Origin of the sequence: Amycolatopsis sp. FDAARGOS 1241, assembly GCF_016889705.1 — a bacterium.
Lineage (GTDB): Bacteria > Actinomycetota > Actinomycetes > Mycobacteriales > Pseudonocardiaceae > Amycolatopsis.
In genome coordinates this window covers 6,496,376-6,522,672 of sequence record NZ_CP069526.1, presented here as the reverse complement: position 1 = coordinate 6,522,672, position 26,297 = coordinate 6,496,376, and the positions used below count along the sequence as shown (strand labels likewise).

Here is a 26,297-nt window from a genome sequence, read left to right as displayed (position 1 = left end):
GTGGCCACTCGCGGTAGCCGCGAGTTGGCCGGAACCCCATGTTCACACCCGACCGTGGTGTTGCGACGGGTGCTCACGTGTGATCCGGGAGCGGGTGCCGCAGCGGTGGTGGCGCCGGTCCGTAGACTGGCCGGATCTGGCGGGAGCGAAGGGAACCAGGCGAGGTGGAGCTGTGACGATGCTGGACTCCGTGCACGGACCGGCGGACCTGAAGCGCATGAGCGTCGAGGACCTCGACGAGCTGGCCGCCGAGATCAGGGACTTCCTCGTCGAGAAGGTGCGGCGTTCGGGTGGCCACCTCGGGCCGAACCTGGGTGTCGTGGAGCTCACGCTCGCGCTGCACCGCGTGTTCGAGTCACCACGCGATGCGATCGTGTGGGACGTGGGCCACCAGGCTTATGTCCACAAGATCGTGACGGGCCGTCACGGTGATTTCGACAAACTGCGCCAGCTCGGTGGCCCGACGGGGTACCCGTCGCGCGCCGAAAGCGAGCACGACCTGGTGGAGAACAGCCACGCGTCCACCGCGCTGTCCTATGTGGACGGTCTGGCGAAGGCGTTCGAGCTGTCCGGCGGCGCCCCGCGCCACGCCGTGGCGGTCGTCGGCGACGGTGCGCTGACCGGCGGCATGTGCTGGGAGGCGCTCAACAACATCGCGGCGAACAAGGACCGCCCGGTCGTCATCGTGATCAACGACAACGGCCGCTCCTACTCGCCGACCATCGGCGGCCTCGCCGACCACCTCGCCTCGCTGCGCCTGCAGCCCGGTTACGAGCGCCTGCTCGACGGCGGCCGCGAGATCCTGCGCAGCACGCCGGTGGTGGGCAAGCCGATCTACGCGGCGCTGCACGCCGCGAAGGCCGGCATCAAGGACGCGCTGAGCCCGCAGGTCATGTTCTCCGACCTCGGCCTCAAGTACCTCGGCCCGGTCGACGGCCACGACCTGGTCGCGCTGGAGAAGGCGCTGCACAGCGCACGCTCGTTCGGCGGTGCGGTGATCGTGCACGTCGTCACCGAGAAGGGCCACGGCTACGCGCCGGCGGTGAACCACCAGGCCGACCAGATGCACCAGACCGACCCGATCGACCCCGAGACCGGGCTGCCGCCGGTGAAGGGCCCGAGCTGGACCGGGGTGTTCGGCGACGAGCTCGCGAAGATCGGCGCCGAGCGCGAAGACGTGGTGGCCATCACGGCGGCGATGCTGCGGTCCACCGGGCTGGAGAAGTTCGCCGACCGGTTCCCGGACCGCTGGTTCGACGTCGGCATCGCCGAGCAGCACGCCGTGACCTCGGCGGCCGGCCTCGCGATGGGCGGCTGCCACCCGGTGGTGGCGGTCTACTCCACGTTCCTCAACCGCGCGTTCGACCAGGTCCTGATGGACGTCGCGCTGCACCGCCAGCCCGTGACGTTCGTGCTCGACCGCGCCGGCATCACCGGTCCCGACGGCCCGAGCCACCACGGCATGTGGGACCTCTCGCTGCTCGGCATGGTGCCCGGCATGCGGGTGGCCGCGCCGCGCGACCCGGGCACCCTGCGCGAGGAGCTGCGCGAGGCAGTGGCCGTTTCCGACGGCCCGACCGCGCTGCGGTTCTCGAAGGGCTCGGTCGGCCCCGACGTGCCGGCCCTCGAGCGCCTCGGCACGGTCGACGTGCTGCGCCGCCCGCGCGAGACCTGCACGCCGGACGTGCTGCTGGTCGCCGTGGGTTCGTTCGGCAAACTGGCCCTCGCGGTCGCCGATCGCTTGGCCGACCAAGGCATCGGCGTGACCGTCGTCGACCCGCGCTGGGTCGTCCCGGTGCCCGCCGAGCTGGTCGCCCTCGCGGAGCAGCACCGCCTCGTCGTGACCGTCGAGGACAGCGGCCGCCACGGCGGCTTCGGCTCCGCCCTCGCGGCCCTCCTGCGCGACGCCGACTGCGACGTCCCGCTGCGCGACCTGGCCGTCCCGCAGACCTTCCACGAGCACGGCACGCGCGACCAGGTTCTCGACCGCGTCGGCCTCACCGCCCAGAACGTCGCGCGGCGCATCACGGAGTGGGCGTCCGGCCGCCTGGGCTCGGCGCAGGACGTCCCGGCGGAGAACCCGCGGGGCTGATCACCGGCAGAGCTGATCGAACGGCGGGTTTCCTTCGGGGAATCCGCCGTTTCCGTCTTGCCCGTTGCCTCGACAGGGTTCGTGTGGGTGGCCGACGCCAGAAATAAAGGAGCCCCAGGCGCGTGCAAGCAGAGGCGACACTGGGGCGTTCGAGGTAAACGATGACATCACTCAGTGAATTCTGTCGAAGTCGATCGGCCTGCGGTCTGGAGCATGCTGTCCGAACCGCGGATGGCCCCCTACCTGGCCCAGGCCGACGGTGATCGAGCCGTCGCTCTTGCTCTGTATGAATGGAGCGCACGCACGTCCTCGGCGGCCTTCCACACGGTAGGCCACTGGGAAGTGTTGCTCCGGAATGCTCTGGACCGTTGTCACCGGGAGCACCATCGCGAGGATGAGTACGGGATTCCGTGGTTCCTGTTGCCCACTCCGGGTGGAGACCACGTGGCTGAGGCAGTCGCCACTGTGAGACAGCGCCTCAGGCCTCAGCGTCAAGAGACCCGGCACCAGATCATCGCCGGCCTCAGCTTCGGCCTTTGGTCGGGGTTGCTCGGAGTCAAGGACGAGGACCTTTGGCGCGACTGCCTGCATCGTGCGCTTCCCCTTTCGAACGGCAAACGCAAGCAAGTCGCCGTGGCGGTCGAGCGCGTCCGGAGGTTCAGAAACCGATTGTCGCATCACGACTCGGCGATCAACGTCGACATCCCGTTCGAAGTGCGCCACGTGCTGGAGCTCGCCTCCTACATCGACGACGCGGCCGCTCAGTGGCTGAAGAGGTGCAGCCGCGTCCTGGCTGTCTACGCAGAGCGGCCGGTTACCGCCGACGACACCGTCGTTGTGCCCGCGAAGAACGCGTGGTCGTTGTATGAGAGCTGCCGCGCCTACGTGTGCCAGGCTGGACGTGGTTTCCGGCCGGGTCAGCGCCTCGCGTTCTACGCAGACCGCGAAGTGAAGCGAGAGGTTCCCGCCGTCCTGCATCGTCGTGACAACGTCGAGTGGACCGATGTGTCAGCGAGCAAGCTTCGTTCGTCAACCGATCGATTCGATCGGAAGATCGCCGCGGTCATCGACGCCTCCTCTGCTGTGTGGGCCGACGGGCGCTACCAAGTGTTCTTGCTCACCGGGCCGGGTCACCCCGATCACCGTCAACTGAGTAGGTCGTTGCCGCACGAAGGCAGCGGCCGGGGTACAGCGTTCGTGCAGCAGCAGAGGTACGTGTCGCTCCACTCGTTGGAAACCGCGACGTCAACGGCCGACTTGTGAGACGACCTGCTGCTCGAGCTCGGTGGTCTTCTCGCTCGTCCGCACCTCACCCGAACCGCGGGTCACGTCTCGCGTAGTGCCCTCGAGCTGCCGGCGGCGCCGCGAACTCCTCCGCGCGGGTTTCGAGCGCCGGCCGGCTTCAGCAGCGCGGTGTGGCGTTCGGTCGGAGTGCTGTGCGCCGCGTGCGGAACGCCCGCGCGGCGGCGGTCATCGCTTTGTCGACTTCGGCCTGTCCGGAGAGGACGCTCGTGCCGGACGCCTCGCCGGTCGCGGCGTAGCTGAGCGTGCCCGCGCCGGCGGGGGAGCCGGCGCCGAAGTTCAGCACGTGGGTCCCCGCTACTCCAGGTGGGTCGGGGCGAACATCTTCAGCACAGCGGGCAGTACGACCACCGACGGACCCGGCGTGCGCAGCGCCTTCGCGAGATTCGCGCCCACGGAGTCCAAGGTGGACAGCACGCCCGGGACGCCGAACGACTCGGCCAGCGCCACGAAGTCGGGCCGCGTCAGTTCGGTGGCCGTGGTCTCGCCGAACGCGCCGGTGAGGTACTCGCGCAGGATGCCGTAGCCGCCGTCGTCGATGATGAGCCAGGTGACGTCGAGCCGGTGCTGTTTCGCGGTCGCCAATTCGGCCAGGCCGTACACCGCGCCGCCGTCACCGGAGACGGCCAGTGCCGGGACGCCCCGCAGCGGCCGCGCCGAGAGCGCCGGGCAAGCCGTAGCCGAGGCCGCCGGCGCCCTGCGCGGTGTGGATCGGCGCGCCGTCCGGGCGCCACGCCGACCACGCCCGGTAGGCGCCGATCGTCATGTCCCAGAACGTCTGTGCGCCGCGGGGCAGGGCGGCGCGGAGGTCGTCGGCGAGCTTGCGCTGCGCGTCCAGGTCCTGCTCGGCCAACCGGGTTTCGACGCGGCCGAGCAGTTCGGCCACTGCCGCTTCGGCACGCCCGTCGGCGGCGCGGGCGGGAACCTCCAGCGCCCGCAGGAAGAACCGCACGTCGGCGTGGACGCCGAGCGCGGGGCAGTTCGACTCGAGCTTCCCGAGGTCGGCTTCGACCTGGATCACGCGGCCGCGCGGCGCGAACTCGCGGTGTTGCTCGACAGCTCGCCGAGCGCGGACCCGAGCGCCAGCAGCACGTCGGCGGCGGCGAGGAACTCCGTGGTGTGCCAGTCCTCCAGCCACGACCGCGCCGACAGCTCGTGGTCCCAGCCGAACACGCCCTTGCCGCCGAAGGTCGACACCACGGGTGCGCGGAGCGCTTCCGCGAGCGCGCGCAGCTCGTCGTGGGCGCTGGACCGCAGTGCGCCGCCGCCGGCGAGGATCACCGGGTTTCGCGCTGCCGCAAGGAGTTTCGCCGCCTCGGCCACCAGGTCCGGCAGCGGTTCGAGCGGCGCGGGCGCGGCCGGGACCGCGCTCAGCGGCGGCAGTGCGGCCGGCGCGAGCAGCACGTCCTGCGGGATCTCAACCCACACCGGCCCATACGGCGCCGTCGCCGCGACCGTCCACGCTTCGCGCAGCGCCGTCGGGATCTGGCTCGCGGTGCGGACCACGTGCACGGACTTCACCACGTCGCGAAAATCGCTGCTGGTCGGGCAGCTCGTGCAGGTAGCCGTGCCGTCCGCCACCGAGCCCGCCGACGGGGACCTGGCTCGAGATCCCCAGCACCGGCACCGACGCCGCGCGCGACTCCTGCAGCGAGGCCAGCGTCAGCAGCGCGCCCGGGCCGGTCGACACGACCATCGGCGTGACCGGCACCGGCCCGTGGGGATCCGCGGCGAGCCGGGCCCGCGCGAAGCCGTCGGCCGCGAACGCGAGGTTGTTCTCGACCCGCGAGCCGACCACACGCACGTCGCCGGCGCGGCGCAGCGCCTCGAACAGGCCCAGCGCGTGCTGGCCCGGCAGGCCGAACACCGTGTCCGCGCCGAGCGCCCGCAGCGTCTCGACGACGACACCGCCCCCGATCCGAGTTGCCCGCGCCTCGCCGGCGCTCGGTCCGGCACTCGCCGAACGCGCTGTGCTGGGTGATTCGCTCATTCGTTCTTCCCCAGAGCCAGCAGGCTCACCAGGTCGTAGGCCACGTGCGAGACCGCGATCGCGGTGATCTCGGCGTGGTCGTAGGCGGGCACGAGTTCGACGGCGTCGGCGCCGACCAGGTGCAGATCGCGGTGCCCGCGCAGGATCTCCAGCAGTTCACGGCTCGTCATGCCGCCGGCCTCGGGCGTGCCGGTGCCCGGGGCGTGGGCGGGGTCGAGCACGTCGATGTCCACCGACACGTACAGCGGCCGGTTGCCGATGCGCTGGCGCAGTGCGTCGACGGTCTCGTCGATCCCGCGGCGCAGCACGTCGCCGGAGGTGACGATGCCGAAGCCGAGCCGGCGGTCCTCCTCGAGGTCGCGCTTGCCGTAGAGCGGACCGCGCGTGCCGACGTGCGAAAGCGCGCTGGTGTCGCGGATTCCTTCCTCGACGGCGCGCCGGAACGGCGTGCCGTGCGTGTAGGGCTCGCCGAAGTAGGTGTCCCACGTGTCCAGGTGCGCGTCGAAGTGCAGCAGCGCCACGGGACCGTGCTTCTTCGCCGCCGCACGCAGCGGCGGCAGCGCGATCGTGTGGTCGCCGCCGACCGTCACCAGCCGCGTGCCGCCGGCGCTGAGGTCTTCGGCGTCCTGCTGCACCTTGTCGATGGCTTCGCCGATGTTGAACGGGTTCACGGCGAGGTCGCCCGCGTCCACCACCTGCCGCTGCTCGAACGGCGACACGTCCAGCGCCGGGTGGTAGGGCCGCAGCAGCCGGCTCGCCTCCCGTACCGCGGCGGGGCCGAAGCGCGCGCCCGGCCGGTAGGACACGCCGGAGTCGAACGGCACACCGACCACGGCGACGTCGGCGTGCGCCACCTCGTCGAGCCGCGGCAGCCGTGCGAACGTCGCGAAGCCGGCGAAGCGCGGGACGCGCGACGAGTCGAGCGGGCCGATCGGGGGCAGGTCACTCACTGCGGGTTCTCCTGGTTCTCGTCGGTTCAGGCTTGCGCGGTGGCGGGGGATTCCGAAGACACGCCGGTCGCTTCGGCTTCGGCCGCGGACCCGATCCGGCGCCGCGTCCAGACCGTCAGGATGCTTTCGGGCGTGCGCGGCGTCGCGAGGCTCACCGCGACGTACACGACGAGGCTCGCGCCGGGACCCCAGTAGATCGGGCTGTTGGCGGCGACACCGTCGACGGATCATGAACGCGATCAACGAACCCGGTGCCGGCCACCATCGACGCGCACGCGCCCTGCCGCGTGCCGCGCTGCCAGAACAAGGCGCCGATGATCGTCACCAGCAGGCCGCCGACGAGAATGTCTAGGCGATGGTGAGCGCGTCGACCACGTCGTCGACGACCATCGCGAGGCCGATGGCGACGATCCCCAGTACGAGCATGGTGATCCGGTTGCGCAGGACTTCGCCGCCCTTGAGACCGATCTTGCGCAGCAGGTCCGACGTCGTGGTGGTCGAGCACGCGATCAGCGCGCCGCTGGAGGTCGACATGAGCGCCGACAGAGCGGCCGCCAGCACGAGCCCGCGCACGCCGGTGGGCAGCAGCCGTTCGGCGATGGTGGCGAACGCGTCGTGTGCGCTGCCGAGGTCGGGGTAGAGGACCTTCGCGGCCGTGCCGATGAGCGCCGGCCACACCGTAGACGAGGCAGTACACGCCCGAGATGATGCCGCCGCCGGTCGCGCCGCGCGGCGTGCGCGCGGTGAAAACGCGCTGCCAGATGTCCTGCCCGATCAGCAGGCCGAAGGTGTAGATGAGGAAGTACGTGAGGATGGTGCCGCCGCCGATCGAGGTGAACTCGAAGTGGGTGCCGTCGAGCTTCGCGGCCATCCCGCCGAACCCGCCCGCGGACACCAGCGCGACGGGCAGCAGCACGAACAGGATGCCGACGGTCTTGATCACGAACTGCGCGATGTCGGTGAGCGTGATCGACCACATGCCGCCGAGCACCGAGTACACCACCACGATCGAACCGCCGATGGCGATGCCCGCCCAGCCGGGATCGAAAAGAGGGCCTTGAAGATCGACGCGAACGCCAGCGTCGAGGTCACGGTGAGCATGAGCGTGTAGCCCCACATCACCACGCCGGAGACCGCGCGGGTGCGCCCGCCGTAGCGCAGGTCGAGCATTTCGCCGACGGTGTAGACGCGCAGCCTCACCAGTCGCCGCGCGAACACCGCGTGGAGCACGAGGATGCCGGCGCCGATCGTGACCACCAGCCACGCGCCGGAGACACCGTAGGCGTAGCCGAGCTTCACACCGCCGACCGTCGACGCGCCGCCGGGCACGATGGCCGACATCGTGCCCGAGTACATGAACCAGCCCAGCCGCCGGCCCGCCACGAGGTAATCGGGCTTCGTCTTCGCCGGCCGCAGGCCGAGCCGGCCCACGCCGATCATGCCCGCGATATACAGCGCGATCACCGCGTAGTCGCCGCCCACGGTGTACTCCTCGGTCGTCTGCGGGATGTGCGGGCCACCGTAGGTTCGCCCGCCACCCCTGCGGCATGGGACGATCCGACCAAGAACCGTGGAAAGCCGGGATGGAACGGCCCAGAACCTCGAGTACGAGTCCGCTGAGGTGACCGTGCCGCTACGGACCGTCATCGGCGACCCGCAGCTCGCGCTCGACGTGCCGGTGCGCTGGGCCCACGTGAGCGAGCTCGACGATCCGGCGCCGTATCTGCTGGGCGCCGAACTGGTGCTCACCGCGGGGGTCAACCTGCCCCGCGAAGCCGACCGATACGTCCGGCGGCTGCGTGACGCCGGTGTGACCGCGCTCGATTTCGGCCTCACGCCGACGGTGTCGGAGACGCTGCCGGAACCGCTGCGTGACGCGTGCGTGCGGCACGGCCTGCCGCTCGTCGTCGTGCCACCGCGCACGCCGTTCCTGGCGATCAGCCGGGCCGTCGCGGTCTCGCTCACCGAAGCGGGACAACGGGAACAGCGCCAGACGGCAGCCGCGTGGGAAGCGCTGACGCGCGCCGCCGGCGACGGCATGGGCGCGCTCGTGACAGCGCTGGCGGCCCGGCTGCGCGGCTGGGTGGCGCTCGTCGGGCCGGTCGGCGAGCACGTGGCCGGGCACGCCGCCCCGCAACCGCTGCCGCCGGAGGTGACCGAGCTGCTCGCCACGCTGCGTGCGGGCACCGGCGTCCGCAGTGCGACCACCGAACTGGCCGACGGCACGTACGTGGTGGCGCAGCCGGTGTACCCGCAGGCGACGGCGGCACCTGCTCGTGCTCGGGCGGCGGCGCCGATTCGACGGCGGCGCCCGCTCGATCCTGGCCGTCGGCGCGGCGCTGCTCGGGCTCGTCGGCCGCACCGGCTCCGACACGGCCGAACTCGGAGCCGCGGCCACGGGACTGCTGCTCGGCCAGGGCGGCGCGACCGGGCTCTCGGCGGTGCTGGGTTCGGCGCGGGCCCGGCTCGTCGCCGGTGTCGCGCACCGCCGGGGCCCGGACGAGGTCGCCGTGTGGCACGACTGGCTGCGCGCCCGGCTCGACACCCCGCTCGTCCAGGTGCTGCCGGGGCCGCGGTTCCTCGCCGTGGTGACCGCGGTGCCCGCCGGCCTCGACGGGTTGCGCGAACACGGCTGGCTCGCCGTGGCGCGCTCTCCGGTCCCTGCCGACGGGTTGCCGGGCGCGCTCGCCGAAGCGGAACTGTTGCTGGCGCGGGCGCGAACACTGGGTCGGCCGGTCGTGGCCGAGACCGATCCGCTCGGCTTCGACGTGCTGGTTTCCCCGGACGCGGCGGGGCAATTCGCCGTTCGGGTGCTCGCCCCGTTGCGGGAGCTGGACCGGAGGCAGGACCGGGAGCTGGTGCGGACACTGCGGACGTGGCTCGGGGCACCATGGCGGCCGGGACCGCACGGCCGCGGAGCTCGGCGTGCACCGCAACAGCGTCCGGCACCGGATCGGACAGGCGGAGCGGGCATTGGCCGTGGATCTCGCCGATCCGGAGACGCGGATGCGGCTGTGGTTCGCCTTGCGGTGGTCCACAGCCTGAGTGTCCATTCCGGTCTCTCAGGTGCTCTCAGGAAACTGTGGGATTGTGGACTCGTGCGTGTTCTGGTAGTCGAAGACGAAGAGCCCTTGGCCGACGCGATCGCCCGCGGCCTGCGTCGCGAGGGCATGGCGGTGGACGTCGCCCTGACGGGTGACGATGGGCACGAGAAGTCAACCGTGACGCGGTACGACGTCGTGCTGCTCGACCGCGACCTGCCCGGGATGTCGGGCGACGAGCTGTGCCGCGAGATCGTCGCGTCCGGCGAGCTCACGCGGGTGCTCATGCTCACCGCGAGCAGCTCCGTCTCCGACCGCGTCGACGGCCTGTCGCTCGGTGCCGACGACTACCTCGCGAAACCCTTCGCGTTCCCCGAGCTCGTCGCCCGCGTGCGCGCGCTCGGCCGCCGCGCAACCCCGGCCGCGCCGCCGCTGCTGACCGCCGGCGACGTGGAGCTGGACCCGGCGAAGCGCACCGTGCGCCGCGCGAGCGGGCCGATCGAGCTGACGCGCAAGGAATTCGGCGTGCTCGAGGTGCTGCTGTCGGCGTCGGGGTCCGTGGTGAGCAGCGAAGAGCTGCTGGAGCGCGTGTGGGACGAGAACGCCGACCCGTTCACCACGACCGTGCGGGTCACTGTGATGACCCTGCGGAAGAAGCTGGGCGAGCCGGGCATCATCGAGACCGTGGTGGGTTCGGGCTACCGGGTTCCGGTCGCGGAGGCCGGCGCGGAGTGAACCTGCCCGGCACACGCAGCCTGCGGGCCAGGGTCACGATCCTCGCGACCGTACTCGTGGCCGCGGCCGGGCTGCTCCTGCTGTGGCTGGCGTGGTCGCTCGTGGGCGACGCGGTGGACGCCGTGCCGCACATGCCACCCGGCACGGTCGTGCGGGTGGACGGCGTGGACGTCGACGCGTCCACGCTCGCGCAGCACCTGCGCACCCACGCGGTGAACCGGGTGCTGCTGTTCGGATCGCTGGCGTTCTGCTTCGTCGTGGCCGCGGCGGCGATCCTGGCTTGGACCTTCACCTCGCGCGTGCTGCTGCCGCTGCGTGAGATCACCGGCACGGCGCAGCGGCTGTCGGTGGAGTCGCTGGGGGAGCGCATCGGCGAGGTCCGCTCGCGCGACGAGCTCGCCGAGCTGGCCCGCACGTTCGACGACATGCTCGACCGCCTGCAGGCCGCGTTCGACGCGCAGCGCCACTTCGTCGCCAACGCCAGCCACGAGCTGCGTACGCCGCTTTCGGTCATCCGCACGGAACTCGACGTGACGCTGTCGGACGAGCACGCCGACGAAGCCGAGCTGCGCCGCATGGGCGGCGTGGTGCGCGACGCCACGGAACGCGCGGGCCAGCTCGTGAATTCACTGCTGCTGCTGGCTCGCACGGACGGTGCGGGGCTCGTCGTCCGGGAACCCGTGGACCTGGCCGTGCTCGTCGACCGCGCGTGGGCGGCGGTGCGGGCGGAGGCGTCTTCGCGAGGCCTGCGCGCCGAGTTCTCGTTGACCGGCGCACCCGCTTTCGGCGACCCCGCCCTGCTGGAACGGATCGCGGGCAACCTCGTCGAGAACGCCGTCCGCCACAACGTCGACGGCGGCTGGCTCGAAGTGAGCACGCGGCCCGGCCCGCAGTGGGCGACGCTGCGCGTGCGCTCCTCGGGCGGGCTGCTGGACCCGGCGGCCGTGCCGGTGCTGTTCGAACCGTTCCGCCGCGCCGGGGTTGCCCGCACGGCCCGCTCGGGTGCCGGCCTGGGCCTGTCCATCGTCCGCGCCGCCGTGCAGGCCCACGGGGGCGCGATCTCCGCGGAACCGGTGGTGGGCGGGGGGTTGACGGTCACAGTGCACCTGCCGGTGGGCCCGGCCCGGTAACGTTCCCGCGCTGTTCGGTGATGATCGTGCGTGGGGATTCGCATGTGGCGCGGGCTGGCGCCGGTCCTGGTGGTTGCGCTCGGTGCGGGTGTGGGGCTGGCCTTCGCCGTGGCCACGGTGGTCCGGCCGGACCCGCTGCCGGTGGACCGCACGCCGGTGCCGCTGGCCGCGCACCAGCCGTGCCGGGACGTCCAGGTGTACTTCGACACCGACGAAGAGATGACCCGCGCCGCCGCCTCGTTCCACGACGACGCCGACGCGCGCCTGGTCTTCGTCGAGACCAAACACGACTCGTACCTCTCACTGCGCGACGGCTTCAAGGACCACCCCGAGATGCTGAACGGCCTGGGTGGCGAGGAGAGCTCGCCGGCGGTCGTCACCGTGCTGCCGCTGCCGGCCACCGACCTCGCCGCCTACACCGCCCGGCTGAAGGCCCGGTTCCCGCGGGCGCAGGACGTCTACTCCATGGACGTCAACGCCTTCAACAAGATGTTCGGCAAACCCCGCGACGGCCGGACGTGCCCGCGTGCGGGGGAGTTCTGACCGGGACTGGTCCCGGCCGGGTGTGTGATGATCGCCCCATGAGGATTCGCATCTGGCGCCGGCTCGCCCGGGTGCTGGTGCTCGCGCTCGGCGCGGGCGCCGACCTGGCCGTCGTCGCCGCGGCGATCGTGCGGCCGGCTCCGCTGCCGGTGGACCGCACGCCGGTGCCGCTGCCCGGGCACCGGCCGTGCGCGTGTTCTTCGACGCCGGTACCGACAGGCGCGATGTCGACGCCGAGGTGCGGAAGGCGGCCGCGGTGCTCGCCGACGACCCCAAGGCGCGCCGCGTGTGCACCGAGACCCAGGCGGAGGCCTGGGTGCGCTTCCAAAATGGTCAAGGACCGGCGCGACCTGCTGGCCGAGGCGAGTCAGGAGAACAACATGCCGGCCACGGTGACCGTGGTTCCCGTGCCGGGCATCGACCTCACCGCCTACGCGGCGGAACTCGCCAAGCGGTTCCCGGCCGCGAAGATCGCCCAAACCTACGATCTGAACGCCGTCCGCGATCGGGTGGCGCCGGACAAGCGGGGCGCGGCGTGCCCGCGCGCGGGCGAGTTCTGACGGGGCAGGAGGAATCCGGCGAAAACCGCCGCGCCGAGTGGCCGGACCGGGGCGGCCGTCCACACAGGACAGCCACCCCGGTCTCGATCAGGCGACCGGAACCGAAGCGACACCCGGAGCCAGGAACGGCTTGCCGTTCACGCGCTCCGACACGCCCGCGCGGTCCAGGTACGGCGTGATGCCACCGAGCCAGAACGGCCAGCCCGCACCGAGAATCAGGCAGAGGTCGATGTCCTGCGCTTCCGCGACCACACCCTCGTCGAGCATGATGCGGATTTCCTCGGCGATGGCGTTCAGCGCGCGGTCGCGGACCTGCTCGGCCGTGGACGGCTCGTCGCCCTGTGTCCACAGTTCGGCGACCTCCGGGTCGACGGACGCGGTGCCCGACGAGTCCCAGGTCCAGACGCCCTTCTTGCCCGCCTGCACGAACTTCGCGAGGTTCTCGCTCACGGTGAAGCGGTCCGGGAACGACGCGTGCAGCGTCTCGCCCACGTGCAGCGCGATCGCCGGTCCGACGAGCTGCATCAGGTTCAGCGGCGACATCGGCAGGCCGAGCGGCTCGAGCGCCGAGTCGGCGACGTCGAACGGTGTGCCCTCGTCGACCGCCACCAGCACCTCGCCGAGGAAGCGCAGCAGCAGCCGGTTCACGACGAACGCCGTCGCGTCCTTCACGAGCACGCTCGACTTCTTCAGCTGCTTGCCGACCGCGAACGCCGTCGCCAGGGCCGCGTCGTCGGTCTTCTCGCCGCGCACGATCTCCAGCAGCGGCAGCACGGCCACCGGGTTGAAGAAGTGGAAGCCCACCACGCGCTCGGGGTGCTGCAGCTTCGAGGCCATCGCGGTGATCGACAGCGACGACGTGTTCGTCGCGAGGATCGCCTCGGGCGAAACGTGCTGCTCCAGCTCCGCGAACACCTGCTGCTTCACGCCGAGTTCCTCGAACACCGCTTCGATCACGAAGTCGGCGTCGGCGAACGCGGCCTTGTCGAGCGAACCCGTGACCAGCGCCTTGAGCCGGTTCGCGCCGTCCGGCGACACCCGCTTCTTGGCGAGCAGCTTGTCGATCTCGCCGTGGACGTAGCCCACGCCCTTGTCGATCCGCTCCTGGTCGACGTCCGTGAGCACCACCGGCACCTTGAGGCGTCGTACGAACAGCAGCGCGAGCTGGCTCGCCATCAGGCCCGCACCGACGATGCCGACCTTGTCCACCTTGCGCGCCAAGGACTTGTCCGGCGCACCGGCCGGCCGCTTGGCGCGCTTGTTCACGAGGTTGAACGAGTACAGCCCGGCGCGCAGCTCGTCGGACATCAGCAGCTCGGCCAGACCATCGGTCTCGGCGGCGTACCCGCGGTCGAGATCGTTCTCCCGCGCCAGCTCCAGCAGCTCGACGGCCTTCGTCGCGCCCGGCGACGCGCCGTGCGTGCGACCGTCCACGATGGACTTCGCCCGCGCGATCGCCGCGTCCCAGCCGGCGCCGCGGTCGATCTCGCGCCGCGCCGGGGTGACCTCGCCGTTGACGACCTTGGCGAGCCACAGCAGCGACTGCTCGAGGTAGTCGGCCGAGCCGAACACCTCGTCGACGATGCCGAGCTCGGCCGCCTGCTTCACGTTCAGCATCTTGTTCTGCGCCAGCGCGTTCTCGATGATCACCGTGACGGCGGCATCCGCGCCGATGAGGTTCGGCAGCAGCTGCGTGCCGCCCCAGCCCGGGAACAGGCCGAGGAACACCTCCGGGAACGCGATCGCGGCGGTGTTCTCCGACAGCGTGCGGTAGTGGCACGACAAGGCGAACTCGAGCCCGCCGCCCATCGCCGCGCCGTTGACGAAGCCGAACGTCGGGATCGCGGAATCGGTCAGGCGGCGGAACACCTCGTGGCCGGTCTCGGCGATCTTGCGCGCCAGCGCCGGGTCCGCCACGGCCTCCACACCGGACAGGTCCGCGCCGACGGCGAAGACGAACGGCTTGCCGGTGACCGCGATCGCCGCGGGCTCGGCCACGAACGCCGTGTCCAGCGCCGCGTTGAGCGACACCAGACCCTGCGGGCCGAACGTGCTCGGGCGCGTGTGGTCGTGGCCGTTGTCGAGCGTGATCAGTGCGACCGGCTTGTCGAGCCCGGGCACCTTCACCAGGCGCGTGACGGCGGTGGTCACGACTTCGTCCGGGAACGCGGCCTTGGCCTCTTCAGCGGTGAACATCACTTCGCCCCCTCGTACGCCGGGTTCTCCCAGATCACGGTGCCACCCATGCCGATGCCGATGCACATCGTCGTCATGCCGTAGCGCACGTCGGGGCGCTCGGCGAACTGGCGCGCCAGCTGCGTCATCAGCCGCACGCCCGACGAGGCCAGCGGGTGGCCGCACGCGATCGCGCCGCCCCACTGGTTCACGCGCGGGTCGTCTTGGTCGATGCCGAAGTGGTCGAGGAACGCCAGCACCTGCACGGCGAACGCCTCGTTGATCTCGAACAGGCCGATGTCGTCGATCGACAGGCCGGTGCGCTTGAACAGCTTCTCCGTGGCCGGGATCGGGCCGATGCCCATGACCTCCGGCTCGACGCCGGCGAAGGAGTAGCCGACCAGCCGCATCGCGGCGGGCAGGCCGAGCTCGCGCGCGGTCTCCTCGTCGGCGATGATCGACGCGGTCGCGCCGTCGTTGAGGCCGGCCGCGTTGCCCGCGGTGATGCGCCCGTGCGGGCGGAACGGCGTCTTGAGCTTCGCCAGCCCTTCGACGGTCGTGCCCGGCCGGGGTGGTTCGTCCTCAGTGGCCAGTCCCCAGCCGAGTTCCTTCGACCGGATCGCGACGGGAACCAGCTCGGGGCCGATCTTGCCGGCCTTCACGGCCTCGGCGTAACGCTCTTGGCTGCGCGCGGCGTAGGCGTCGGTGCGTTCTTTGGTGATCTCCGGGAACCGGTCGTGCAGGTTCTCGGCGGTCTGGCCCATGACGAGCGCCGTCGGGTCCACGAGCTTGTCGGCGATGATGCGCGGGTTGGGGTCCACGCCCTCACCCATCGGGTGGCGGCCCATGTGCTCGACGCCGCCCGCGATGGCGATGTCGTAGGCACCGAAGCCGATCCCGCTCGCGACGGTGGTCACGGCCGTCATGGCGCCGGCGCACATGCGGTCGATCGCGAAGCCCGGCACGGACTTCGGCAGGCCGGCCAGCAGCGCCGCCGTGCGCCCGATCGTGAGGCCCTGGTCGCCGATCTGCGTCGTCGCCGCGATGGCGACGTCGTCCACCCGCTCGGGCGGCAGCTCGGGGTGCCGCCGCAGCAGCTCGCGGATGGCGTTGACCACGAGGTCGTCCGCCCGGGTCCCGGCGTAGATGCCCTTGTCGCCCGCCTTGCCGAAGGGGGTGCGTACCCCTTCGACGAACACGACGTTCCGTACCCCTCGCGCGGTCGGCGCGAGCGGCGGCGTAACTGGTGCGGCCACGAATGCTCCTGAAGTAGACAGAAATCCTGTCCGCACGATAGCCCTTGTTACCCATGAGTAACCAGTGGAGTGGCCCGGACGAGTGGGGTACGGCACACTCCCGCGCACCTGACATACTTCGCAGCGTGGACAGAACCTCCCGGTGGCGCTTCGGAGCCCGGCCCGTCGACGAGGTCGGTGCGCTGCGCGCGGCTGCGGGGCGGCTGCGGGGCCGATCCGGCGCGCGCGACCTCACCGAGCTCCTCCAGGTGGGCGTAGCGCTCGGCGAGCGCGGCGAATGGCGCGACGCCGAGCAGGTCTTCCGCGAGCTCGTTCCGCCCGCGACCGCCGAGTTCGGGGCGCAGGGCAAGCTGACGCTGACGGTCTGGCAGTACCTCGCGCTGTCGTGGTCCGGGCAGGGCCGGCCCGACGAGGCGGTGCCGTTGCTGGCCGAGACGGAGGGCGTCTTCGAACAGGTCTGGGGCGCCGAAGCCGAGACGATCGGCTGCCGCCGCGCGCTGGTCGAGGTCCTGGGCGTCGCCGACCGGGTCGACGAGCGCGTCGCCGCGTCGGCCTCGCTCGTCCGCTACTGCGCTGCTGAGCTGGGCGACGAGGACCCGCTGACCGTCGGCGTGCGCTTCGCGGACGTGGTCGCGCTCTGCGACGCGGACCGCCAGGACGAGGCGCTGCGCGAGATCGACGAGAAGATCGTCCCGTTCCTGCGCAAGTCCGCCGACCTCGACCGCGCAGAGGCCACCCGTCTGACGATCACCGCCGAACGCGGCGCCGCCGTCCTCGAGCCCCTGCGCGCCCTCGCCGACCGCCACCCCCGCGACGGCTTCCACCGCCAGTGCCTCGCCGACACGCTCGTGCTCACCGGCGACCACCCCGCCGCGGCCGGCCTCCTGGGTCCCCTCGTCGCCGACGGCTGGGGCGGGTGGCGCCAGACGCTGCGCAACCGCGGCACGCTGGCCCAGGTGCACCCGGATCCGGAGGTGGCGGCGTTCCACGCGCGGGCGGTGCTGGCCGCGGGCGCGTGGCCGGCGGGGCACCCGGAACTGGTTGCCGCGCAAGAGGTCCTGGACCGCTGGGGCTGAGCTCAGCGGATCCACTCGCGCAGTGACCCGTCGCGCAGCTCGGCGAAGCGGCCGGTGCGCGGGTCGGCGGCAGTGGGCCGGAAACCGGGGGCGAACGCGATCCGGGAGCCGTCCGCCGGGTCCCAGACCTCGAAGCCCTCGGCGGCGGTCACGTACAGCAGGTCTTCGACCGCCCACATCGGACCGTCCGGGCCCGCGAAGAGCCCGCGGCTCTCCCGGGTGACCGGGTCGGACAGCTCGACCCCGTCGATGGTTTCGCCGTGGTCCGGGCCGGGCTGGTGGACGGCCAGGAGATCGTCGCCCAGCCAGGCCATCGGTGTGTCCACCCGAACCCGCGGTCGGCCAGCGGCTGCGGATCTCGTGGTGCGCGAGCGTCGCCGGAGAGCCAGGCCGCCGCGTCGATCACGCTGGGGACGCCGACCGGGTGCCAGACCCAGCCCTCGTCGACGAGCCAGCGACCGGACGGGCTCGGCGTGAGGCCGCCGTGGAAGTGGTCCGGGTCTTCACCGTCCAGCGGGATCCGGTCGCCGGTCTCCGCGGCGAAGAGGTCGAGGCGGTTCCACGCCGTGGCGGCAGTGGAGTGGCCGGGTAGGAATGCGAACGGGAACCGCACCAGCTCGCTGTGGTAGTCCTCGTGGTGGAGCCGCCGCACGACCTCGCCGGTGCGGGTCGCGAGGACCACGCCGTGGCTGCCGTAGTCGCAGACCACAGCGGCCCGCTCGCCGTCTGTGGACGTGTGCAGAGCCGGCGTCGGTTCGTGGTGCCGGGACTCGGGCGAGCCCTCGGCGGGCAGCAGGATCGGCCCGCTGACCGATCGGGGGCCGTCTTCGTCGGGATAGCCGCGAGACCTTCGGCGGTCAGGGCGAGCCAGCCGTCCGGCAGGGGAGCGAGGCAGCGGTCGCCGAGCGGGACGACCGAGCACGCTCGCCTGGCCACCGGCCGCCGATCGGCGCGTCACGGTGGACGGGCCACGGCGTGCCGACGATACGGTCGACATTGAGGACCCGGTGAGTCGTCGCCACGCACCTCGGGCAGATCGCTTCGAGTGAAGCGGCGCCCGGATCAGCGGCGCACGCCTCGCACAGCACGTCGAACTCTCCGGCGACTCCGGTGAAGACCAGGCAGTGGCCGAGAGAGTGCGGACCACCCAGGTGCGGGCACCGGCGGGTGGCCGAAGCCGGACCCTGGTGCCCGAAGGAAAGCATGTTCACGGGCGGAAGCCTGGCAGTCCGTGGACCGCCACCCCGAGCGGTTTTGCTCAAGCGCCGGCCGTCGAGTGCAGCGCCTTGCTCAAGGCCCCCGCCGTCAGCTCCACCTGCCAGGGCCGTGCCCCACCGGCGCGTAGCACCTCGGCGACGCCGTCCTCCGACAGGTCCGCCGGCGGGCGCCAGCAGGTGCGGCGCACCAGGTCCGGCAGCATCAGGTTCTCCACCGGCAGCCGGCGGTCTTCCGCGATGGCGGCCAGCGCCGTGCGGGCCGCGGAGAGGCGGGCGGCCGCGTCGGGGTCCTTGTCGGCCCAGCGGTTGACCGGGGGCGGGCCGTCGGAGGGCTGGGTAGGGCTGGGCAGCTCGCTCGCGGGCAGCCTCTTGGCCGCCTGCAGGTGGCGCAGCCAGCTGGCCGTGTACTTGCGCTGCACGCGCCCGCTGAACACTGGCAGGGCCTGCAGCTCCTCGACAGTCTTCGGGTCGGAGACGACGGCGTTGATGATGGCACTGTCGGGCAGGATGCGGCTGGGCGCGCGGTCGCGTTTGCGCGCCAGCTCGTCGCGGGCCTGCCACAGCTCGCGCACGGCGGCGAGGCCGCGCGGGCTGCGGATCTTGTGCACGCCCGACGTCCGGCGCCACGGCTCGGCGCGCGGGGCGGGCGGGGGAGCGGTGCGGACGTTCTCGAACTCCTGCCGCGCCCACTCGATCTTGCCCTGGGCCACCAGCTCGGCCTCGAGCTTCTCGCGCAGCTCGTTGAGCAGCTCGACGTCCAGCGCGGCGTAGTTGAGCCAGTCGACAGGCAGTGGCCGCTTCGACCAGTCGGCGGCGCTGTGGCCCTTTTCGAGCGTGTAGCCCAGCAGCAGCTCGACGAGCGTGCCCAGCGCCACGCGCTCGTAGCCCGCCAGCCGGCCGGCCAGCTCGGTGTCGAAGAGGGACTTCGGGTGCAGGTCCAGCTCCGCCAGGCACGGCAGGTCCTGGGACGCGGCGTGGAGCACCCACTCGGTGTCGTTGAGGACCTCACGCAGCGGGGCGAGGTCGTCGGCCAGTGCGATCGGGTCGATCAGCACCGTGCCGGAGCCTTCGCGGCGCAGCTGCACGAGGTAGGCCTTGGGCCAGTAGCGGTAGCCGGACGCCCGTTCGGTGTCCACGGCCACGGCGCCGGTCCCCGCGGCGAGCCGTGCGCACGCCTCGGCGAGCGCCGCCGCGTCGGTCACGACGGGGGGTGTGCCTTCGGCGGGCTCGCGTAGCAGCACGGGCGATCCGGCGTCCTCGGTGATGGTCTCTCCGGTCCGAACGCCGTCCGCCTGTGCACTTCCCATGGTGTGCGACCCTACGGGACGGGCGTACCGCGCCTGGTCCGCCCGCCCCGCAGGGCCTCTGTTCGCCTTCGTCAGCGGATCACACCGGCTCGCATCGCCAGCGCGACCATCTGCGCCCGGTCACCCGTGCCGAGCTTGCGCCCGATCCGGGAGAGGTGCGACTTCACGGTGAGCGCGGAGAGCGAAAGCTCCTCCCCGATCTCCTTGTTCGACTGCCCGTCGGCGACGAGCTGAAGCACCTCGACCTCGCGGGCGGAGAGCTCGCGCGGCGTGTTGTCGGTGCCCGCGACCCGCGTGCCGGTCGCCAGGACCGGGGCCACGCTCGGGTCGGCGTAGACGCCCCCTTCCAGGACCCTGCGCACGCCGTCGGTGACCACCACCGGCGACGCGGACTTCAGCAGGTACGCCTGGGCACCGGCCTGGAACGCCGACCTGACCGCGTACGGGTCGTCGGACGATGCGAGCACCACCACACGCGGCCATCCGTGGCTACGGAGTTCCGTAACCAGCTCGATGCCGCTGCCGTCCGGCAGTCCGAGATCGAGGATCGCCAGGTCGCACGGGCCGGTGGCCTGTGCTCGCGCCCTCGCCTCGGCCACCGTGGCGGCCTCGTGGACCGTGCCCGCACCCATCTGTGCGAGTCGTGCTGCGATCGCCTCCCTCAACAGCGGGTGGTCATCGACCACCAACACGGAAAAGAGCTCTTCCCGCGGGTGCGGAACCATGCTCGCCGGCAATGCACCGGCTGGCGTGGATCGAACGGCCTGAGATAAGCCGACGGTAGCCACGTCACTACCTCCCTGGAGTCGGTCGTGCCCCCCGACCGGCACCGGGACCTTCGGCCGTTCAGCCGCGCCAGCTTTAGACCGAAAGTGGTGTCGTCGAAGGCACTGTAGCCGCCCAGAGGCCGTTACGGGGGGATCGAATGGGTATCTATCTGAAACGACCCGTCACTCAGGGCGTTCGCTGTCACACGATCGGGCTAGTGCTGCGTCATTTGTTAACGGAAGAGCTTGCAAGTGCGATGCAACCTAGTTACCGAGCCTGAAATGCCCGTGCAGGTGGGCCGTGCACCTGCCGGTGCTTCCGCCCGGGGGCCTCCCGAGGAGTCCACCAGACGCCGGAAATCGGCCTCGGCCGGGGCAAGATCAACTTTCTTCACGTTTGCCGGATGGGGCTCCGGGTGGGTCCGCGCGGGGCCGCTGGGGCCGGATCCGGGTCCCGGAGCGCCAACGGGGTGGGTGACCAGGGCATGACAGCGCGTGATCGCCGGGTCTTCACGAACGTGGGCGCCCGTGCGTGCTAGTGCGTGCGGTCCGGGGTGGACGGACGTGAACGGCGCTCAGAACCGCGTTCGGTCGCCCGCCGGTGTCGTCGGTCGTCCAGACCACGAAGGGCCGTTGTGGGCACGTTCAGGACGCGCAAGGGCCCTCGGGTGGTGTGCCCGTCCGGGTGAACTTCGGAAATCGAACGAAAGCGAGCGGGATTCAGCCGGGAGCCGGCTCGCGCTTCAGGAGCTCTGGCGCTGTTCGAACAGCGTCACGCCGACCGGCGGCAGACCCACGACGCTCGCCATCACCTGGCAGAACGCGTAACCGTGGGCGCGCAGTGCGGCGTCGGTGGGCGTCCAGGACGCCCGCAGCTCCAGGTCGTCGGTGCGCGCCGGGCCGGCGATGTCGCCGAAGCGCGCCGACGAGGTTTCCGTCACCGTGCCACCGAGCGCCCGGTGCGACGCGCCCGATGCCTCGAGGGCGTCGGTCAGCCACGACCAGCCCACGGCCGGCAGGAACGGGTCCGTGGCGAGTTCGCGGTCGAGTTCGGCCCGCACGTACATGACCAGCCGCAGCACGCCGTCCCAGCCCTCCTGGCCCTCGGGGTCGTGCAGCAGCACCAGGCGGCCCGACGCCAGCACGTCGGCCGGTCCCGAAACCTCGCAGCTCAGCGCGTACGACCACGGTGCCAGGCGCTGCGGTGCGCGCATCGTCTCCAGCTGCACCTCGGGACGGGGCCGGACGGACTTCAGCGCCGCGACGGCTTCGCGGAAGAGCTCGGGCACTGGCGTCATCGCGGTCACGCACCGACTGTAGGGCGGCGACGCCCCGTTGCGGACGCAGGCGCGCCGAGGGAAGACCCGACCGGCCGAATGGTCCCGTTCCGGTTGGTCCGCCCGGACTCGTGAAGTTCCCGGTCGCCGGGAAGAAGCCTGCACCGCCGCCGCGTCCGTACCGGCCGTCGGCCCCGGGGGCCGCGGCAGAGGTACCGGGCAGACCGGCGCCTCCCCGCCCGGGCGCCCCGAGCGCGCGTGGGAGCATGGACGTCGTGGCCCAGGTTTCCCCCGCACCAGTCCCGACCCGTCGCGACCTCGCCGGTTCGCCCTTCCTCGCCGCCGCGCGCGGGGAGCGGCCCGCGCGCACCCCCGTGTGGTTCATGCGCCAGGCCGGCCGGTCGCTGCCGGAGTACCGGAAGCTGCGCGAGGGCGTCCCGATGCTCGACGCGTGCTTCGACCCCGAGATGCTCGCCGAGATCACGCTGCAGCCGGTCCGCCGCCACGGCGTCGACGCGGCGATCCTGTTCAGCGACATAGTGGTGCCGCTCAAGGCGGCGGGGGTGGACATCGACATCGTGCCCGGCACGGGTCCCGTGGTGGCCGAGCCGGTGCGCAACACCGCGGCCGTGCGGGCACTGCCGCTGCTCGAGCCCGATCAGGTCGCGCGCGTGGCCGAAGGTGTCGGCCTGCTCGTCCAGCGCCTGGGCGACACGGCGCTGATCGGGTTCGCCGGCGCGCCGTTCACGCTGGCCAGCTACCTCATCGAGGGCGGGCCGAGCCGCAACCACGAGCACACCAAGGCCCTCATGCACGCCGAGCCGGTGCTGTGGCACGAGCTCGCGGGCCGGCTCGCCGACATCGCCCTGACCTTCCTGCGCGCGCAGCTCGACGCCGGCGCCGACGCGATCCAGCTCTTCGACTCGTGGGCCGGCGCGCTGTCCGAGCGCGACTACCGCGAGTTCGTCCAGCCCCATTCGCGGAAGGTCCTCGAAGGCGTCGCGGACTACGGCGTGCCGCGGATCCACTTCGGCGTCGGCACGGGTGAGCTGCTCAAGGCGATGCGCGACGCCGGCGCCGACGTGGTCGGCGTCGACTGGCGCGTGCCGCTCGACGAGGCCGTGCGCCGGCTCGGCGGCTCGGCCGTGGTCCAGGGCAACCTCGACCCCGCACTGCTGTACGCGGGCTGGCCCGTGATCGAGGCCCAGGTGCGCCGCATCGTCGACGAGGGCCGCGCGGCGGACGGGCACATCTTCAACCTGGGCCACGGTGTGCTGCCCGGCGTCGAGCCCGAGGTGCTGGCCCGGGTCGTCGAGCTGGTGCACTCGCTGTGAAGCACGTCGCAGTCGTCGGCGGCGGCATCTCCGGCCTGACCACCGCCTACCGGCTGCGGACGCTGCTCGGCGACGCCGTCGCGATCACTGTCTTCGAAAGCACCCCCGCCACCGGCGGCAAGCTCCGCACGGCCGAGGTCGGCGGCGTGCCCTACGACGTCGGCGCCGAAGCGTTCCTCGCGCGCCGGCCCGAGGTCACGGCACTGGTCACCGAGATCGGGCTGGCCGAGCGGCTCGTGCACCCCACGAAGGCGCGCGCCAAGATCCACGCCGGTGGCGCGGTCCTCGGCCTGCCGCCGGGCACCGTGATGGGCGTGCCGGGGTGCGCCGGCGTCGTCGCCGGGGTGCTGTCCGAAGACGGCCGCCGGGCCGTCGAGAAGGAACGTTCGCTCGGTCCCGTCGAGCTCACGGAAGCCGACCTGGCCCTCGGTCCGCTGCTGCGCGGCCGGTTCGGCGACGAGCTCGTCGACCGGCTCGTCGACCCGCTGCTCGGCGGTGTCTACGCGGGCGGTGCCGACGGTCTCGGCCTGCGTGCGACCATGCCCGGCCTCGCGAAGGCCGTGGCCGAGGGCGCCGGCTCACTCACCGACGCCGCGGCGTCGCTGCTGCCCAAGACCCCCGGCACCGCCCCCGTGTTCGGCACGCTGACCGGCGGGCTGACCACGCTGCTCGACCGGCTGCGGGAACTCTCGTGCGCGAGCGTGCGGACGTCCGCCGCGGTCCGGGCCCTGACCCGCACCGCCGCCGGGTGGCGCCTCGACATCGGCGCGGCCTCGCCGGCCCACGCGCCCGCGGACACCCCGGTGGGTGTCGACGCGGTCGTGCTCGCCGTTCCGGCGCCCGCCGCGCGCAAACTGCTCGACGGCGTCGCCCCGGCCGCCTCCGCGGCGTTCGCCGAAGTCGAGCTGGCTTCGATGGCGGTCGTCGCGCTCGCGCTGCCGCCCGGCACACAGTTGCCCGATGCGTCGGGGATCCTGATCGGCGCGGGGGAGCGCGACGACGACGGCGTGCCGTATGCGTCGAAGGCCTTCACGTTCTCCTCGAACAAGTGGGCCCACTACGGCGGCGAAGGACCCGTGCTCGTCCGCGGCTCCGTCGGCCGCTTCCGCGAACCGGGCGCCCTGACCGGCGACGACGACTCGCTCGTGGCCGCGGTGCGCGACGACCTCGCGCGGCTCACCGGCGTCACCGCCGAACCGATCGACACGCTGGTCACGCGCTGGGGGGGCGGGCTGCCGCAGTACGGCGCCGGGCACCTCGACCGCGTCACGCGCATCGAAACCGCCGTCGCCCGGCTACCGGGCCTGGCGGTCGCAGGCGCGACCCTGCACGGCGTCGGCCTGCCCGCGTGTGTCGCCACGGCGGACGCGGCCGCGCGGCGGATCGCGGCAGCCCTCGGAGTGTGACGCCAGCCGCTTGGCGCTCGGCCCGCGCGCGGTGGGAGGATGGGTTCATGGCGCGGCTGAACTACAACGAGCTCAACGACACCATCCGCTACACCGCTTGGTCGGTTTTCAAGGCCGAGCCGGGAAGGCTGGGCGAGGACCGCGGGGCCGCGGGCCAGGAGACGGCGGAATTCCTCGACGGTCTCGCCGACAAGGGCGTGGTCGTGCGCGGGGTCTACGACCTGTCCGTACTGCGTGCGGACGCCGACTTCATGATCTGGTGGCATGCCGAGGAGATCGAGCAGGTCCAAGCGGCCTACTCCGGCTTCCGGCGCACCCCGCTCGGCCGCGCGTCGACTCCCGTGTGGAGCCAGGTCGCGCTGCACCGCCCCGCGGAGTTCAACAAGAGCCACATCCCGGCGTTCCTCGCGGGTGAGGAAGCGCGCAAGTTCATCTGCGTGTACCCGTTCGTCCGCTCCTACGAGTGGTACCTGCTGCCGGACGAGGAGCGGCGCAAGATGCTCGCCGACCACGGCAAGGAAGCGCGGGACTACCCGGACGTGCGGGCCAACACCGTCGCGTCGTTCGCACTCGGTGACTACGAGTGGATCCTCGCGTTCGAGGCGGACGAGTTGCACCGCATCGTCGACCTGATGCGCCACCTGCGCGCCACCGAGGCACGCCGCCACGTGCGCGTGGAGATCCCGTTCTACACCGGCACGCGCGTGGCGCCGGCCGAACTCGTCGCGGCCCTGCCGTAACCGCCGTGCAGGACGTGCTGGCCGGGGTGTGGCGGACGCTCACCGGCGATTCCCTCCCGCCCGTTTCCCTGACCGGCGACGAATCCGTGCTCCCGGGGACGTTCCGCGTCGCGGCCGCCGCTTCGGCCGGCGTCGGCGCGGCCACGCTCGCAGCCGCCGAACTGCTGCGGCTGCGCGGCATCGAGGCCGGCGCCGTCGGCGTCGACGCGCGGCACGCCGCGGCCGCGATCCTCAGCGAGGCGTTCCTGCGCGTGAACGGCGAGCCGCCGCCGAGCCCGTGGGGCCCGATCGCGGGCGACTACCGCGCGGCCGACGGCTGGCTGAAGCTGCACGCCAACTACCCGCGTCACGAAGCCGCCATCTGCTGGGCGCTCGGTGTGCCCGCGCAGCGCGAGGCCGTGGCGAAGGCCGTGGCCGGGCGGCCCGCCGCCGAGGTCGAGTCGGCCGTGGTCACCGCGGGCGGTGCGGCCGCGCTCATGCGCTCGCGTGCGGAGTGGCTCGAGCACCCGCAAGGCCGGGCCGTGGCGGACCTGCCCCTCGTGGAGATCCGGCAGATCGGCGACGCACCGAAGCGGGTGGTGTTCGACTCCGACCGGCCGCTCGGCGGCGTGCGCGTGCTGGAGCTGACGCACGTGCTCGCCGGCCCCGTCGCCGGGCGCGTGCTCGCGGCGCACGGCGCGAACGTGCTGCACGTCGGCGCCGCGCACCTGCCGCGCATTCCCGCGTTGACGATGGACACCGGGCACGGCAAACGATCCGCGTTCGTCGCGCTCGACACCGAAGGCGGGCGAGCGAAGCTGAAGAAGCTCGTCGCGCGCGCCGACGTGGTGCTGCAGTCGTTCCGCCCCGGCGCCCTCGCCCGAATCGGGTTCGGCCCGGAGGAGCTCGCCGAACTGCGGCCGGGCATCGTGACAGCCGATCTCTCCGCGTACGGCTGGGCCGGCCCGTGGGCGCGGCGGCGCGGGTTCGACAGCCTGGTGCAGATGTCGTCGGGCATCGCCGACGAGGGCGCGCGCGTCGCGGGTGCCGACCGGCCCGTGCCGCTGCCCGCGCAGGCGCTCGACCACACGACGGGCTGGCTCGCGGCCGCGGCCATCATGACGGCCGTGCGCCGCACCGTCGAAGAGGGCGGCAGCCGGCACGTGCGGCTCTCGCTCGCCGGCACGGGCCGCTGGCTGGATTCCCTGGGCCGCAAGGACTCCGGACCGTCCGGAATGGACTACCCCGCCCTCGTCGACCACGCGGACCTCGTCGAAGAGGTCGACAGCGACTTCGGCAGGCTCACGCGCGTGCGCATGGCCGGCGAGCTGCCGGGCGCGCCGCCGCACTGGGACCACGCGTCGCACCTGCCAGGGGCCGACAGCGCGGTGTGGCACCCCGTTACCACCTGAACCGGCGG

At 72.3% G+C, this 26,297-nt stretch carries 20 protein-coding genes and 3 pseudogenes; 13 read left to right on the top strand and 10 right to left on the bottom strand.

Annotated features, from left to right (window positions below; translation table 11 throughout):
- Nucleotides 1-172 precede the first annotated feature (172 nt).
- Together dxs and I6J71_RS31855 are read left to right on the top strand one after the other, a co-directional pair.
- The gene (gene dxs / locus I6J71_RS31860) at nucleotides 173-2,092 is read left to right on the top strand and encodes a 1-deoxy-D-xylulose-5-phosphate synthase (protein ID WP_204090236.1); all 1,920 of its coding nucleotides are present in this window, start codon (nucleotides 173-175) and stop codon (nucleotides 2,090-2,092) included.
- Between the two features lie 444 nt (nucleotides 2,093-2,536).
- Nucleotides 2,537-3,355: a hypothetical protein gene (locus tag I6J71_RS31855; protein ID WP_239154033.1), complete on the top strand. Its 819-nt coding sequence runs from the start codon at nucleotides 2,537-2,539 to the stop codon at nucleotides 3,353-3,355.
- Nucleotides 3,356-3,494: 139 nt separating this feature from the next.
- Here the strand turns inward: I6J71_RS31855 and I6J71_RS31850 are convergent, their stop codons facing one another.
- From I6J71_RS31850 to I6J71_RS31835, 4 genes and pseudogenes are all read right to left on the bottom strand, one after another.
- On the bottom strand, nucleotides 3,495-3,680 hold the full coding sequence (locus tag I6J71_RS31850) for a hypothetical protein (RefSeq protein WP_204090235.1): 186 nt from the start codon (nucleotides 3,678-3,680) through the stop codon (nucleotides 3,495-3,497).
- A gap of 11 nt (nucleotides 3,681-3,691) precedes the next feature.
- Nucleotides 3,692-5,384, bottom strand: a pseudogene (locus tag I6J71_RS31845) (thiamine pyrophosphate-binding protein).
- The gene (gene speB, locus I6J71_RS31840) at nucleotides 5,381-6,325 is read right to left on the bottom strand and encodes an agmatinase (protein WP_255570915.1); all 945 of its coding nucleotides are present in this window, start codon (nucleotides 6,323-6,325) and stop codon (nucleotides 5,381-5,383) included. Before speB ends, I6J71_RS31845 begins: the two are co-directional and overlap by 4 nt.
- A 35-nt stretch (nucleotides 6,326-6,360) precedes the next feature.
- Nucleotides 6,361-7,816, bottom strand: a pseudogene (locus I6J71_RS31835) (sodium:solute symporter).
- Between the two features lie 88 nt (nucleotides 7,817-7,904).
- On the opposite strand from I6J71_RS31835, the pseudogene I6J71_RS51265 reads away from it, so the two are divergent.
- From I6J71_RS51265 to I6J71_RS31810, 6 genes and pseudogenes are all read left to right on the top strand, one after another.
- Nucleotides 7,905-8,228 (top strand): annotated as a pseudogene (locus tag I6J71_RS51265) (PucR family transcriptional regulator ligand-binding domain-containing protein); the annotation flags it as partial.
- A 1,031-nt stretch (nucleotides 8,229-9,259) separates the two neighbouring features.
- Nucleotides 9,260-9,379, top strand: a complete 120-nt coding sequence (locus I6J71_RS49985) for a helix-turn-helix domain-containing protein (RefSeq protein WP_255570042.1) — start codon at nucleotides 9,260-9,262, stop codon at nucleotides 9,377-9,379.
- Between the two features lie 53 nt (nucleotides 9,380-9,432).
- On the top strand, nucleotides 9,433-10,110 hold the full coding sequence (locus tag I6J71_RS31825; RefSeq protein WP_204090233.1) for a response regulator transcription factor: 678 nt from the start codon (nucleotides 9,433-9,435) through the stop codon (nucleotides 10,108-10,110).
- Nucleotides 10,107-11,240: a cell wall metabolism sensor histidine kinase WalK gene (locus tag I6J71_RS31820; protein ID WP_204090232.1), complete on the top strand. Its 1,134-nt coding sequence runs from the start codon at nucleotides 10,107-10,109 to the stop codon at nucleotides 11,238-11,240. Before I6J71_RS31825 ends, I6J71_RS31820 begins: the two co-directional genes overlap by 4 nt.
- A 30-nt stretch (nucleotides 11,241-11,270) precedes the next feature.
- Nucleotides 11,271-11,783, top strand: a complete 513-nt coding sequence (locus tag I6J71_RS31815) for a hypothetical protein (RefSeq protein ID WP_204090231.1) — start codon at nucleotides 11,271-11,273, stop codon at nucleotides 11,781-11,783.
- Nucleotides 11,784-12,112: 329 nt separating this feature from the next.
- Nucleotides 12,113-12,343, top strand: coding sequence for a hypothetical protein (locus tag I6J71_RS31810; protein WP_204090230.1), 231 nt, complete (start codon nucleotides 12,113-12,115; stop codon nucleotides 12,341-12,343).
- An 87-nt stretch (nucleotides 12,344-12,430) separates the two neighbouring features.
- Here I6J71_RS31810 and I6J71_RS31805 read toward each other — a convergent pair whose 3' ends face one another.
- On the bottom strand, nucleotides 12,431-14,542 hold the full coding sequence (locus tag I6J71_RS31805) for a 3-hydroxyacyl-CoA dehydrogenase NAD-binding domain-containing protein (RefSeq protein ID WP_204090229.1): 2,112 nt from the start codon (nucleotides 14,540-14,542) through the stop codon (nucleotides 12,431-12,433).
- Nucleotides 14,539-15,774: a thiolase family protein gene (locus I6J71_RS31800; protein ID WP_204090228.1), complete on the bottom strand. Its 1,236-nt coding sequence runs from the start codon at nucleotides 15,772-15,774 to the stop codon at nucleotides 14,539-14,541. The genes I6J71_RS31805 and I6J71_RS31800 overlap by 4 nt, the downstream gene beginning before the upstream one ends.
- 125 nt (nucleotides 15,775-15,899) lie before the next feature.
- Between I6J71_RS31800 and I6J71_RS31795 the strand changes: the two genes are divergently transcribed.
- Entirely contained in the window at nucleotides 15,900-16,850 is a 951-nt protein-coding gene (locus I6J71_RS31795) for a hypothetical protein (protein ID WP_204090227.1), read from the top strand.
- A gap of 2 nt (nucleotides 16,851-16,852) precedes the next feature.
- On the opposite strand, the gene I6J71_RS31790 is transcribed toward I6J71_RS31795, so the two are convergent.
- The 4 genes from I6J71_RS31790 to I6J71_RS31775 form a co-directional block, all read right to left on the bottom strand.
- A complete protein-coding gene (locus I6J71_RS31790; RefSeq protein WP_204090226.1) occupies nucleotides 16,853-17,164 on the bottom strand; it encodes a hypothetical protein in 312 nt (103 codons plus the stop codon).
- A 944-nt stretch (nucleotides 17,165-18,108) separates the two neighbouring features.
- On the bottom strand, nucleotides 18,109-19,374 hold the full coding sequence (locus I6J71_RS31785; protein ID WP_204090225.1) for a ribonuclease D: 1,266 nt from the start codon (nucleotides 19,372-19,374) through the stop codon (nucleotides 18,109-18,111).
- A 71-nt stretch (nucleotides 19,375-19,445) separates the two neighbouring features.
- A complete protein-coding gene (locus I6J71_RS31780) occupies nucleotides 19,446-20,162 on the bottom strand; it encodes a response regulator transcription factor (RefSeq protein WP_033291604.1) in 717 nt (238 codons plus the stop codon).
- A gap of 722 nt (nucleotides 20,163-20,884) precedes the next feature.
- The gene (locus I6J71_RS31775; protein ID WP_204090224.1) at nucleotides 20,885-21,448 is read right to left on the bottom strand and encodes a DUF3000 domain-containing protein; all 564 of its coding nucleotides are present in this window, start codon (nucleotides 21,446-21,448) and stop codon (nucleotides 20,885-20,887) included.
- A 236-nt stretch (nucleotides 21,449-21,684) separates the two neighbouring features.
- On the opposite strand from I6J71_RS31775, the gene hemE reads away from it, so the two are divergent.
- The 4 genes from hemE to I6J71_RS31755 are packed head-to-tail and all read left to right on the top strand — an operon-like array spanning nucleotide 21,685 to nucleotide 26,289.
- Nucleotides 21,685-22,752 (top strand): uroporphyrinogen decarboxylase, encoded by a 1,068-nt coding sequence (gene hemE, locus I6J71_RS31770; RefSeq protein WP_204090223.1) that lies wholly within the window; start codon nucleotides 21,685-21,687, stop codon nucleotides 22,750-22,752.
- The gene (gene hemG / locus I6J71_RS31765) at nucleotides 22,749-24,158 is read left to right on the top strand and encodes a protoporphyrinogen oxidase (protein WP_204090222.1); all 1,410 of its coding nucleotides are present in this window, start codon (nucleotides 22,749-22,751) and stop codon (nucleotides 24,156-24,158) included. The genes hemE and hemG overlap by 4 nt, the downstream gene beginning before the upstream one ends.
- 47 nt (nucleotides 24,159-24,205) lie before the next feature.
- Complete coding sequence (gene hemQ, locus I6J71_RS31760; protein ID WP_204090221.1) at nucleotides 24,206-24,898, top strand: hydrogen peroxide-dependent heme synthase; 693 nt, start codon at nucleotides 24,206-24,208, stop codon at nucleotides 24,896-24,898.
- Between the two features lie 5 nt (nucleotides 24,899-24,903).
- A complete protein-coding gene (locus I6J71_RS31755) occupies nucleotides 24,904-26,289 on the top strand; it encodes a CoA transferase (RefSeq protein WP_204090220.1) in 1,386 nt (461 codons plus the stop codon).
- The last annotated feature ends 8 nt before the right edge of the window (nucleotides 26,290-26,297 follow it).